Raw genomic sequence first — 12,970 nt, 5'->3', positions numbered from 1 at the left:
CAAGCCATGGCAAGGCAGGCGGATATATGAGCGTGCTCGACACAGTGGTCAACAAGGTGCAGGCAACCGTCCCGATCCAGTTGCAAGTCCGCGCCGCGTCGCTGTACAACAAGGCGAAACGAACCGCGATCAAGAGTTCCCGGCCGCCAGTCTTCACCGAAGCGCCAATCCCCGACGTCGCAGACGTCAAGCTCTCGGACATCGACATGAGCAACCCATTCATGTACCGGCAGGGACAGTGGCAGTCCTACTTCAAACGTCTGCGGGATGAGGCGCCGGCGCATTTCCAGCCGAAGAGCGTTTTCGGTCCGTTCTGGTCGATAACGCGATATGCGGACATCCTCAAGATCGACCAGGACTACAACACGTACTCGGCCGAACCGTACATCACGCTGGGCAGCATGCCGGATGGCCTGAATATCGAGATGTTCATCGCGATGGACCCTCCCGAGCACAATGTGCAGCGCCGGTCCGTGCAGACCGTGGTGGCGCCCAAGAACCTCAAAGAAATGGAAAAGCTGATCCGGGTCCGCACGCAGGAGGTGCTCGACAGCCTGCCGGTCGGTGAGCCCTTCGACTGGGTGGACAAGGTGTCGAAAGAGCTGACCTCGCGCATGCTCGCGACCCTGCTGGACTGGCCGTACGAAGATCGGCGCAACCTCGCGGAGCTGTCCGACCTGGCGTCGGGTTATTCCGGCGCGACGGGCGGCGACTCCGACATCGACGAGATTTTCGAAGCCGCGGTCGAGATGTCCCAAGAGGCGGTCAACCTCTGGCACGACAAGGCTGCGCGCATCAAGGCCGGTGAGGCCCCTGGAATCGACCTGATCAGCCTGATGCTCTCGAACAAGAGCACCAAAGACATGATCAACCGCCCGATGGAGTTTCTCGGCAATCTCGTTCTGCTGGTTGTCGGTGGCAACGACACCACCCGCAATTCCATGTCCGGCGGGGTGGTGGCGCTGAATGAGAACCCGGCGGAGTTCGCGAAACTCAAGGCCAATCCAGAGTTGATCCCCAACCTCGTGTCCGAGATCATCCGGTGGCAGACGCCGCTGGCGTACATGCGCCGGGTTGCCAACAAAGACGTGGAACTACACGGACAGCGCATTCGTAAAGGCGACCAGCTCGTCATGTGGTACCCCTCGGGCAACCGCGACGAGCGTCAGTTCGAGCGGCCCGACGAACTCATCGTCGATCGGGAGAATGCAAGCAGCCACACGGCGTTCGGCACCGGTCTGCATAAGTGCATGGGAAACAAGCTCGCTGAGCTGCAGTTGCAGATCCTTTGGGAGGAGTTGCTGCCGCGGTTCGAGGACATCAAGGTGGTTTCGGAGCCGGAGCTCATTCAGTCCAACTTCGTTCGGGGCATCACGAAAATGATGGTCACGGTCACGAAGAAGGAGCCGTCCGCGTAATTCATCGAGTGTTGAGTTTTCTCGGCAACACGCTTAACGTTGGGTGATGAACAGCGGTTTCGTCGTTGCCTTGGACAGTCTCGATGCGGCGGCTCTGCCTCTCGCCGGCGGCAAGGCGGCGAATCTCGGCGAGCTTCTGCGCGCGGGCTTCGACGTGCCGGGCGGATTCGCCGTCACCACCGATGCCTACTCGAAGGTGGCCAGCGGGCTCGACGAGGTGATTGGCAGTTCAGGCGGCGGCGACCTCGCCGGCACCGCCCGGACTGCACTGCTCGCAGCGGCGATTCCGGCGGACGTCGCGCTTGCGATTTGCTCGGCTTACGCGGAACTTGGCGACGACATACCCGTCGCAGTGCGGTCGTCGGCCACGGCCGAGGATCTGCCGACCGCTAGCTTTGCGGGCCAACAAGACACATTCCTCAATGTCGTTGGCGCTGAGAATGTGCTCGACGCCGTGCGTCGCTGTTGGTCATCTTTGTGGACCGACCGGGCCGTGAGCTACCGCGAGACCGTTGGCATCGACCATTCCGCCGTGCGGTTGGCAGTTGTCGTGCAACAGATGGTCGATGCGAAGGTCGCGGGGGTGCTGTTCACTGCGGATCCGGTGACGGGTCGGCGCACGTACAGCGTGATCGACGCGAGCCCTGGGCTAGGGGAGTCCGTCGTCTCGGGAGCCGTCAACCCGGATCACTTCGTGGTCGCGGATGGAGGTGACATCGTCGACCGGCGGCTCGGCGACAAGAAAGTCGTGGTCCGAGCGTTGCCCGGGGGCGGGACAGAGACGGTGACCGGAGTGGGTGTCACTGAGCCGGCGCTCGACGACGTCACCGTACGTGAGTTGGCGCTGCTCGGCCGCCAGGTGGAGGCCCATTTCGGCGCACCCCAGGACATCGAGTGGGCGCTTGACGGCGATGGGTGCCTGTGGCTCACGCAGTCTCGTCCGATCACCACGCTGTACCCGGTGCCCGTGTCGACTCGGCCCGGTCCCCGCGTGTTCTTCAACGGCAGCCTCGCACAAGGACTCACGCGACCCATCACGCCGATGGGACTGTCGGCTTTCCGGGCGATCGCGGCAACGCCGGCCCGAGAGGTGTTCGGCATTCCCGGCGTGGACCCGCTCCTCGGACCGCCGGCATTCCTGCCCACGGGCGCTCGCGCTTTCATCGACATCACCGCGGCGGTACGAAGCCGACCCGGCCGGGCGCTGGCCATCCGAATGCTCGGTGTCATGGAGGCTCGGTCGGCGGCTGTCCTGCGGGACCTTGGTGCGGAACCCGAATTCGCAATTGGAAAGGGAACTGTGGCGCCGTTTCTTCGGGGAGTTGCGCGGGCCATGGTCAAGTACCGCGTTCCGATTCTGGTGGCGAAGTCGCTGGCCAAGCCGGAGGCCGGGCGAGCTCAGGTGGCGAAGATCGGGCGCGATCTGAGGTCCCACCTGGTCATACCGGCTTCCGCTACGGCCCAGGAACGCCTGGACCATGTGCAAGAAGTCCTTTCCGGTGCGTTTCCGATTCTTCCCCGGACCGGGCCGGTCGCCTTCGCGGGTTTCCTCGCATTCGCGGCTGCCCGCAAGTTCGTGGGCTCGGGCCTCGATGGCGTCGAGTGGCATGAGGTGATGCGTTCGCTGCCGCACAACAGCACCACGGAAATGGACCTGACACTGTGGCGCCTGGCTACTCGACTGCGTGAAGACCCAGAGTCGGCGCGGGCCCTGCACGACGGGGAGCCTGCCGAACTCGCCGCGAAATATCTGCGTGGCGAACTCCCGACCATCGCGCAGGAGGAGTTGCGCGCATTCCTCCGCGAGCACGGCCACCGGGCAATTGCCGAGATCGACGTCGGCATGCCGAGATGGCGCGACGATCCGACGTACGTCCTCGGAGTGCTCGCCAACTATTTGCGCCTCGACGACCCCGAGCGCGAGCCGGACGCGCTGTTCAGCCGCGGTGCGGCCGCGGCAGAGGCCGCGGTGGCAGACGTCGTCGCACGGGTGCAGAGTCGCTCGAAGGTGCGCGCACGCGCCGTTCGATTCGCACTGGGACGGGTGCGCGAGCTCGCGGGAATGCGCGAAGAACACAAGGACCTGCTCATCCTGCTGCTCGCGCATGTACGTGAACAGCTCGGTCTCGTGGGCCGCGCGCTCGCCGAACGTGACCTGCTCGAGGAGGCGGACGACGTGTTCTTCCTCGAGCTTGTCGAGGTGCGCGCCGCGCTCGCCGGCGCGGACCATCGGGCGGCGGTCGCCGCACGCCGGGAGGAATACGCCCGCGAGCTTAAGCGTCGGCATGTGCCGCGAGTGTTGCTGTCGGATGGAACCGAGCCCGAAGCTGTGGCGGCTGCACCCCTTGCGGGCGACGGCTTGATCGGTACACCGGCCTCCGCCGGGACGGTCACGGCCCGGGCGCGTGTCGTGCTCGACCCGGTCGGGGCCTACCTGGAACCGGGGGAGATCCTGGTGGCTCCGTCAACCGATCCGGGTTGGACGCCCCTGTTTCTCACCGCAGGCGGACTCGTCATGGAGATGGGTGGCGCGAACTCGCACGGTGCGGTCGTCGCGCGGGAGTACGGGATTCCGGCCGTGGTCGGAGCCGCGGACGCGACTCGACGCATCGAAACCGGCCAGGAGATCACGGTTGACGGTGCGAGCGGTCTGGTGCGTTTCGGTCGCTGAGTCACGTTGTCTGGCCGCGGGCTTAGTCTAGGTTCATGCTCGCCGACGGGTCCGTCACCGCCTTCGTACCGACGTCAAACCTCGAACGTGCGCAAGAGTTCTTCGTGGGGCTGCTGGGCCTTGACCTGTCGTACTCCGATTCGTTTGCGTGCGTGGTCCGCAGCGGGGCTGTCACCGTTCGGGTGACACTGGTGCCGGACTTTCGTCCACAGCAGTTCACCGTCCTCGGCTGGGAAGTCGCCGACGTTCACGCGGTAATCGCGGAATTGACCGAGCGCGGGATCTCGTTCCTGCGCTTCGACGGGATGGCGCAAGACGAGGCCGGCGTCTGGACCGCACCAAGTGGCGCTCAGGTTGCGTGGTTCCACGATCCCGACGGCAACACGCTTTCGGTCACTCAGCACTGAGCCAGACGCAGCGGTCCGGTGGCGCTATTCGGAGAAACCACGCCGCTCGTCGGTCTATACCGCTATGACATGAAGAGATAAGCCTCGAACCCAGGCCACACTTGGGAGGATCTGTGACCACCATGGGCACGCGGGAAGCACGCCTCGACACCCTTGACGAGCTGTACTTGCACTTCGGCACCGAGGCCGAACCCTGGAGTGTGCATTTGGAGATTCGAGTCGCTGGCTCGCTGGATGCCAACCGGGTCAAGGCCGCCGTCCGGGCAGCCATGCGAACCCACCCGCTGGCACGCGCCCGTCTCGCGCCGTGGCGACCGACAGATGTCCACTATCACTGGCTGGTACCGGAAGACACCGACGCGGACCCGGTCACGGCGGTCGAGTGCGCAGACGACGCAGCCGTAGCGGCTGCACGGAGCGCCCTGCAGAGCCATGCGCCCGACCTCAGCACGGACGCGCCTTTCGAAGTCGTCGTCGCCCATGCACCGGGCGGCGACTATCTGATGCTGAACCTGCATCACGGTGCCGGAGACGGTCTGTCCGCCTTCCGGCTGATGAATTCGATCATTCGGGTGTACGCGGGGGAGCCGGACCCCGTTCCGGAACTGGACCCATTGGTCGCTCGAAAGGTGCGATCGCTCATTGGGGCCAAGTCGTTGTTGGACCGGATCACTCGGGCGAAGTCCCTCGCCGAACACCTGCTCACCAGCGTCAAAGAACCGGCTCGTGTCGCACCGGTCAATGGAACGGATGCCGGCGGGTACAGCTTTTCCCTGCTGCATCTCGACCCGGCAACCAGCAAGGCCGTGATGGCCAAGCGTCCCGAGGGTGCCACCGTCAATGACCTGTTGCTCGGCGGCTTGGCGGTCACGATCAATCGCTGGAACCGCGAGCACGGCCACCCGAACGGTCGTATTGCGCTGATGATGCCAGTGAACCTACGTCCGGCTGAATGGCAGTACGAGGTGCTCGGCAACTTCGCGTCATACGTAACCGTTCAGATCGACGAGAACGCACAAACCGACCTGGTCACCGCGGCGCGGGCCGCGGCGGAGGGAACTGCCAAGATCAAGTCGAGCCGCACGCAGGGCTTGATCGTGGATCTGCTCGAGCTGCCCAACGCCTTGCCTGCTGGTCTGAAACGACACTTACCGGCGAAGAAGCCGGTCGTCGGGGAACGAATCGTCGACACCGCAGTGCTGTCGAATCTGGGTCGAATGCCGGCGGCTCCGTCGCTCGGCGGTGACGCCGGCTCAGTCACTGAGTTGTGGTTCTCACCGCCGGGCCACATGCCCTTGGGAACGTGCGTGGGTGCGGTTTCGGTGGCCGGATCGATGTTCCTGACCGTTCGGTACCGGCATGCGCAGTTCGACTCGGCGGCGGCTGCCGCCTTCACTGACCTCTATAAGCGGGTGTTGACGGAGTGAGCTGATCTGCAAAGCCGCGGCACCTTCAGCGGATTCACAGGACGCACGTCGCACAGTGGACTCAGACCAGTCCAGCGACCGCCGACGAATCAGATGGAGCAGGCAATGCGAATCCGAATTTTCGACTATTGGTTGACGCTTTCCGGAAGGCTCCACGCCTTCGCGATTGAAGTAGCGGGCCCATAGGGGATTGATGGGCAACAGCTAAATTCTCTGATGGCCTCGACTGGACACTCCGGTCGGGGCCATCGGCCTATTTAGGCCCATCCGTAGTTTCCAGCGAAACAACGATTCCGGACTCGGCCCGTGACCAACGATCTTGCGAAACTGGCGCTAACGGCTTTTGAATCGGCTGCGCGCCGTGATTCATGACGGATGCCGCGTGTGTTGACCGCGCATGTCCGAGGGCGACGATGAGAAGAGTTTCTGACCGCGAAGCAGATCGCGGTATACGGCTGTTACGGCGGGGAGCCCTCGGCTGAGGAGTTGGAGCGGTTCTTCAACCTCGATGACGAGGACCGCAAGCTCATCGGCAAGCGTCGGGGCGAGGCCAACCGAGTGGGATTCAAGCTGCAATTGACGACGGTGTGCTACCTGGGCACTTTCCTCGACGATCCGCTGGATGTCCCCTCGGCCGTGCGCGATGAGATCGCGACCCAGCTCGGCATCGAGTCACATTCTTCGGTTGGCGACTCGACCTGGAAGGCTCATCCAGCAACTCGATCGGGGGAAGTGTTACCCGGATTCCGGGGTGTTGCCTCGGGCGAGACGCTCGCACAGGTGGGTACGCATCATCGCGCGTGCGTCACCACCGAACAAGGCGAGCCGTTTGGTGTGGGCCAGCAGGAGTAGTCCGGATGCGTGGGCGAGCACATCGGCGGTCACGACCCGGGCTCGATCGGCGCCCGCGCCGTCATCGAGAACGGCGACGCGGAGTGGTTCCAGGGTAGCGAGCAGCTTCGTGTTGAGCTCGGCGTTGAGATCCACGGACAGTCCTTGCGGATGGATACCGCCGCGGAACAGATAGAACCCCAAGTCCAGGTCACGGGGGTTGGTGTCATAGAAATCGAAGAACGCCAAGCCCGCGGCAACGAACCGCTGCGCCGGGGTTCCGGTGGCGACGGCCGCTTCGGTCGCAGCCTTGAGCCGCTCCAAGGATTCACCCAGCGCGGCAGCGTAGATATGTTCCTTGCTCGGGAAGTACGCGTAGATCGCGCCTGGGGTGTATCCGGCGGCCTTGGCGATCATCCGCATGCTCGCCCCCTGCAGCCCTTCGGCCTCGAACACGGCGCGGGCGGCGTCAAGGATGATCGTGCGTTTGTGCTCGGCCACCGTCTCGCGACGTTCGGCGCGCCCGGAATCATTCATCGGCCCCTCTTTCCTGATCGGTCCACACACGCTACATTCCTATCACTGTTCATTCTACTGAACACTGTTTAGGAGACTATTGTGTTGATGTCTGCCGCCGAGTACCGCGAATCGTTGCGCGCCTATAAGCCTCGAGTGTTCGTCGACGGTCAGGTGGTGGACAGCGTCGCCGACAGCCCTGCGCTCGCGCCGGGGATCGCGGCGATCGGGGTGACCTACGACCTCGCCCTGCAACCGCAGTACGCGCAGATGATGACCGCCACCAACGCTGCGGGGCAGACGGTGAACCGGATGATCCACATCGACGAAACAGCGGCCGATCTGCTCTCGAAGCTGGAGGCGGTCCGGTCGGTGTGCCAGGAATCCGGATGCGCGCAAAGGTATTTGAGCCACGACGCGCTCACCGCCTTGCATCAGGGGACCTTCTCCGCTGATGCCGAACACGGCACCGACTACCACCAGCACTTCGCGGCGTATCTGGAACGGGTGCAGGCCCAGGACCTCACGCTGGGGGTTGCGATGACCGACGCCAAGGGTGATCGCGCCAAGAAGCCTGGACAACAGGCGAACACGGATGCGTACGTCCACATCACGCAACGCCGCCCGAACGGGATCGTGATCCGCGGTACCAAGGCCATCGTCACCGGCGCACCGTACGTGCACGAGTTCCTGGTGATGCCATGCCGCACCATGACACCCGAGGACGCCGACTTCGCCGTGGCGTGCGCGGTGCCGATCGACGCCCCCGGCATTACCATCGTCGCCCGCCCCGCCGGACGACCCGGCGAAAAGGCGGCCACGTTCTCCGCCCGCTACGGTCAATCCACTGCGGTGGTCATCTTCGACGACGTCTTCGTCCCCTGGGACCACGTGTTCATGGCCGGTGAGACCGAGGCGGCCGGGTTCTTGACCACCACCTACGCCACCCACCACCGCCATTCCTGCATCGGTGCTCGGGCTGGTTTCGGGGATCTGCTCATCGGTGCGGGGGCGTTGATGATCGACGCCAATGGCCTCGATCCGGCACGGCACTCCCATATCCGGGATCAGATGGTCGAGTTGATCACCATGGTCGAAGGGTTCTACGCCTGCGGGGTCGCCGCCTCCACCTACGCCACCGAACACCCCTCTGGCACGGTGATCCCCGACGCGGTGTTCGCCAACATCGGGAAACTGTTGCTGGCCAACCAGATCTACGACATGCACCGGGTCGCGCACTACGTCTCCGGCGGACTCATCGTCGCCCTGCCCGGCCCCGACGAGGACCACAACCCGGAAACGGCGGCGGCGCTCGACACGGTCCTCGGCGGACGTAGCGACATTCCCACAAGTAAGCGTCTCGCCGTGAGCCGGATGGTGGAAGACCTCACCGCCTCCTACCAAGGTGGCTGGTATTCGATCATCTCCCTGCACGGGGGCGGTTCCCCGGAGGCGATGAAACGTGAAATCTGGCGCAACTATCCGATTCCCGAGAAGACCCAACTGGTGGAGAACCTGCTCGACCGCGGAGTGTCCGGCAACCGGCCGCTCTCCTCGCGTCAGCCCGGCAAATGCTGCGCCACCGGCTGTCAACCACCCGCGCTCACCGCACCCCCCGCCGAGACCACCAGCGCCGCGGCAGCGAGCAGCTGTCTGTGACCACAGTGCCGTACGCGACCCACCGGGTGTACAACCAGGTGAACGACCTCGTCGACATTGACGCCTTCGACGGCGATCGGGTCGCCTCCTTCGCCCTCAATCATTACGGTGCCGGGTGGGCAGCCGACCGGGCCCGCGCCCTCGCCACGACAGTGTGGAGCGCCGACACGCAGCAGGCCGCACGTCTGTCGCACCGGTACCCGCCGGAGCTGCGCACGGTCGACCGCACCGGGCACCGTCTCGACATCGTTGACTTCCACCCCGCCTATCACCAGCTGATGCGGACCGCCTACCGCGCCGGCGTGCACGCCCTGCCCTGGGCGACGACGCACTCCGGTGGTCACACCGCGCGGGCAGTGCTGTCGTATCTATGGAACCAGGTCGACGGCGGCACCGCGTGTCCGACCGGGATGACCTACGCTGCCGTGCCGATCCTGCAATCCCAACCCGGTCTCGAGGTGTGGGCGGAGAAGACGGCCGCCCTGGATTACGACCCCACCTTTGCGCCGGTCCAACTGAAGACCTCAGCGCATATCGGGTTCGCGATGACCGAGAAACAGGGCGGATCCGACCTACGCGCCAACCAAACCACCGCTGTTCCCGCGACCGGTTCGCGAGGACCGGGCGAGGCGTACCTGCTGACCGGGCACAAATGGTTCTTCTCGGTCCCGATGAGCGACGCCTTCTTCACCCTCGCCCATACCGAGGCGGGGCCGTCGTGTTTCTTCGTCCCGCGGTTCACCCCAGACGGACACCCCAACACGTTCCAATTGCAACGACTCAAGGACAAGCTGGGCAACCGCAACAACGCGTCCAGTGAAATCGAATACCGCGACACCTGGGGGATTCTGGTCGGCGAGGAAGGCCGCGGCATTTCCACGATCCTGGAATCGGCCGATCTGACCCGTCTGGACTTCGCCGTCGGCTCCGCCGGGCTGATCCGCGCTGCACTGTCCCAAGCGCTGAACCATGCAACTGTCCGCTGCGCGTTCGGGTCCCCGCTCGTCGAACTGCCGGTGATGGCCGACGTCCTCGCGGATCTGGCGTTGGAATGGGCGGGCGCGGCACATCTCGGGTTCCGGTTGGCCGCAACCGCGGACTCCGACACCGAAGACGACCGACTGCTGTCCCGGTTGCTGACCCCGGTCGCGAAGTTCTGGAACTGCAAACGCGCCCCGGTCGTCGTCGCCGAAGCACTCGAATGCCTCGGCGGCAACGGCTACATCGAAGAACACCACATGCCGCGCTACTACCGCGAAGCACCCTTGAACGCAATTTGGGAGGGCACCTCGAACATGATGGTCACCGACGTGCAACGCGTCCTGGTCAAGGAACCGAAGGCGTTGGAACCATATCTCGACGAAGTCCGCCTCGCCGTCGGAAACGACCCACGCCTCGACGCGACACTCACCGACCTCGAACTCGCCGCCACCACCCCCGACCGTCTCACCGGGCGCCGGCTCGTGGCCACGATGGCGCTCGCTCTGCAGGGCTCGTTACTGATCCGCCACGCCCCCGGCGCTGTGGCCGACGCGTTCTGCGCGTCGCGCCTCGGCGGGGACTGGGCACCCACGTTCGGCACCCTGCCTCGTGGTGTCGACGCCGCTGGCGTTCTCGACTACGCCCGACTCGGATAGGAGTTACACCTTGTTGGAGAACACCACTACTGACACTGACGCATCGGCGGCATGGCGGGCCGGTTGGACCGACGGCGATGATTCCCTGTTCGCCGCTCGCCCGACTCCCACCCACGATCACTGCCACGACAACGACCGCAACCGATACCGGACGTTGACCTACGAGGTGACCGGCCGCATCGCCCGGATCATCTTCAACCGACCCGAGCAGGGCAATTCGATCACCTGGGACACCCCCACCGAACTCGCCGGCGCCGTGGAACGCGCCGACCTCGACCCCCGGGTGCATGTCATCGTGGTCTCCGGGCGCGGAAAAGGATTCTGTGGCGGCTACGATCTGTCTACCTTCGGAGAAAACGGGTTCGGCCCCGAGCGGGGTGTCGATCCCGACACCCATCCCGCCGCCGGTACCGTGCTCGATCCGGTCGTGCAGGCCCGCAACCACACTCCGGACACCACCTGGGATCCGATGCTCGACTACGCGATGATGAGCCGCTTCAACCGCGGCTTCGCGAGCCTGCTGCATGCGAACAAGCCGACCGTGGCGAAATTGCACGGCTTCGCTGTGGCGGGCGGCACCGACATCGCCTTGTATGCCGATCAGATCATCTGCGCTGACGACACCAAGATCGGCTACCCACCGACCAGGGTCTGGGGCATCCCCGCCGCTGGGATGTGGGCGCACCGCCTCGGCGATCAACGCGCGAAACGACTCCTGCTCACCGGGGACTGTCTGTCCGGCGCACAGGCCGCCGACTGGGGCCTGGCGGTGGAATCCGTCCCGACCGCCGAGCTCGATCAGCGCACAGAGGATCTGTTGGAGCGGATCGCGGCGATGCCGATCAACCAGCTGATGATGGTCAAACTCGCCCTCAACAGTTCGTTGGTGACCCAGGGGGTCGCGAACTCGACGATGATTAGCACGGTCTTCGACGGCATCTCCCGGCACACCCGCGAGGGATACGCCTTTCAGCAACACGCCACCACCGCCGGGTTCCGTGACGCGGTCCGAGAACGTGACGAGCCGTTCGGCGACTACAAACGCACCCAGTTCCAGTGACATACCGAGTATCTGCCGTCTACATTTCACCGCGTCTGCGGGTGAATCATCGACGCTCGACCACGGTCTATACGACCGGTGCCATGGCGCAATGGAAGCTCGGAAGTCGAGTCTTCGAATCCGAACCGGCGTGACGTCACAGCATTCGGTCCGTGTTCATCTACCGATTGGGAACTCACGTGCCCATCAGGATCGGATAGCGACGTTCCGGCTCGCGCCGCGACAGCGCCTGCGCGGTCAACCGGCGACCCAACCCGGCCAGGAAGCGACGACGCTCCGCAGGCAGCATCGACAGATCCAGCGTGTGCGCATCGAGCCGACGCAGGACTGCCAGCTTCTCCACCTCCGCCTTCACCGCGCCCGGGCTCGTACTGGTGGGACCGGCACCTAACCAGTTCAACGGGGTGCGCCCGATTTCGGGATCGACCTCAAGTAACGCATCGAGCTCGGCCCGCCGCCGCGGGTCGAGCAGATGCGCCACCACGGTCCACGTCTCGGCCCGTGCCCGGGTCCGCGCCGTCGCGACATGTTCGAGCACATGCACCACACCCGGATGCACCACCCGTCCCGAGGACAAGTAGTCGCAGCCGAGCCGGAACAGCAGCTTCGGGGAATCGTGCTCCATCGCCCGCGCGAACAGGAACTCATCGAGCTCCTTCCAACCCGGAGCATCGATGCTGCGCCAGCCGCTGAAGCGCTGGATCTCACGCAGGTGATCAGTACGGGTCTGCTCACGCACCGCATAGCCAGTCAACTAAGCCGCAGGGACGCCGACCCGCTCGGCCAGCCGACCGACCACAGCCTTAGGCGCGGTACGTACATCGTCGGGCACGAACCCCAGCCACGGCAGCGTGCACAGCTGCACGGCAGCGCCCAAAACGTTTGCTGGCCCACGGAATTGACGTACAAATGTCTCGTCCGGTTCGGTCAGACTGAAGTAGCGGATTAACTCCGCGCGAGTGATCTCCGGAAAGCTTCGCAGCCTCGCCAACTCCTGTTCGGAGAACACATCGCGCGTCGCCACCCCAGGTCACCCCGCAGTCCCTGACCGTCAAAGCGCCAGCATCGTACGACCGCCACTGGCTCTGTCTACGGAATCGTTGTTTTTTCGCTGGAAACTACGGTTTGGCCATTTAGCCGGCACCGAGTGCAGAACGTGGGCACGGGTGTGGATTTACCCTGTCGCGCGAGAAGGTCGTGGTCTATTAATCGGCGCTCCGGCAGCGGTGGGCAACGACCTCTCGACGAAACGTCACAGTGACAAATCTGTAGCCCGGGCTCGACTCGGCGCCGGGCGGGGGGCTGAACTTGCGGAGGGCCGACGTGTCAGTCTTGAGCGGGTTT

General features: G+C 64.6%; 9 protein-coding genes and 1 pseudogene. 8 read left to right on the top strand and 2 right to left on the bottom strand.

All coding sequences use genetic code 11. The annotated features are described in order from the left end of the window. Positions 1–26 precede the first annotated feature (26 nt). From F600_RS0118385 to F600_RS32725, 5 genes are all read left to right on the top strand, one after another. Positions 27–1,418, top strand: a complete 1,392-nt coding sequence (locus tag F600_RS0118385) for a cytochrome P450 (protein WP_018162110.1) — start codon at positions 27–29, stop codon at positions 1,416–1,418. Between the two features lie 46 nt (positions 1,419–1,464). Beyond that, positions 1,465–4,089, top strand: a complete 2,625-nt coding sequence (locus F600_RS0118380; RefSeq protein ID WP_040632032.1) for a PEP/pyruvate-binding domain-containing protein — start codon at positions 1,465–1,467, stop codon at positions 4,087–4,089. A gap of 35 nt (positions 4,090–4,124) precedes the next feature. After that, on the top strand, positions 4,125–4,496 hold the full coding sequence (locus F600_RS0118375; RefSeq protein ID WP_018162108.1) for a VOC family protein: 372 nt from the start codon (positions 4,125–4,127) through the stop codon (positions 4,494–4,496). A gap of 122 nt (positions 4,497–4,618) precedes the next feature. After that, entirely contained in the window at positions 4,619–5,923 is a 1,305-nt protein-coding gene (locus F600_RS28905) for a condensation domain-containing protein (protein ID WP_018162107.1), read from the top strand. 426 nt (positions 5,924–6,349) lie between these two features. Continuing rightward, on the top strand, positions 6,350–6,775 hold the full coding sequence (locus F600_RS32725) for a DUF4158 domain-containing protein (RefSeq protein ID WP_081628913.1): 426 nt from the start codon (positions 6,350–6,352) through the stop codon (positions 6,773–6,775). Here the strand turns inward: F600_RS32725 and F600_RS0118365 are convergent. Further along, entirely contained in the window at positions 6,659–7,291 is a 633-nt protein-coding gene (locus F600_RS0118365) for a TetR/AcrR family transcriptional regulator (protein WP_018162106.1), read from the bottom strand. The genes F600_RS32725 and F600_RS0118365 overlap by 117 nt on opposite strands. Before the next feature lie 87 nt (positions 7,292–7,378). Here F600_RS0118365 and F600_RS0118360 point away from each other — a divergent pair, with 87 nt between their 5' ends. The 3 genes from F600_RS0118360 to F600_RS0118350 are packed head-to-tail and all read left to right on the top strand — an operon-like array spanning position 7,379 to position 11,626. Next, entirely contained in the window at positions 7,379–8,929 is a 1,551-nt protein-coding gene (locus F600_RS0118360; RefSeq protein ID WP_018162105.1) for a 4-hydroxyphenylacetate 3-hydroxylase family protein, read from the top strand. Continuing rightward, positions 8,926–10,566, top strand: a complete 1,641-nt coding sequence (locus F600_RS0118355) for an acyl-CoA dehydrogenase family protein (protein WP_018162104.1) — start codon at positions 8,926–8,928, stop codon at positions 10,564–10,566. The genes F600_RS0118360 and F600_RS0118355 overlap by 4 nt, the downstream gene beginning before the upstream one ends. Positions 10,567–10,579: 13 nt before the next feature. Next, positions 10,580–11,626 (top strand): crotonase/enoyl-CoA hydratase family protein, encoded by a 1,047-nt coding sequence (locus tag F600_RS0118350; RefSeq protein WP_018162103.1) that lies wholly within the window; start codon positions 10,580–10,582, stop codon positions 11,624–11,626. Between the two features lie 175 nt (positions 11,627–11,801). Here F600_RS0118350 and F600_RS32190 read toward each other — a convergent pair. Next, positions 11,802–12,635, bottom strand: a pseudogene (locus tag F600_RS32190) (DUF4158 domain-containing protein). Positions 12,636–12,970 lie beyond the last annotated feature (335 nt).

Source organism: Smaragdicoccus niigatensis DSM 44881 = NBRC 103563, assembly GCF_000380645.1.
Classification (GTDB): domain Bacteria; phylum Actinomycetota; class Actinomycetes; order Mycobacteriales; family Mycobacteriaceae; genus Smaragdicoccus; species Smaragdicoccus niigatensis.
The sequence above is the reverse complement of the archived record's forward strand: the minus strand, read 5'-3'. Positions and strand labels throughout refer to the sequence as shown.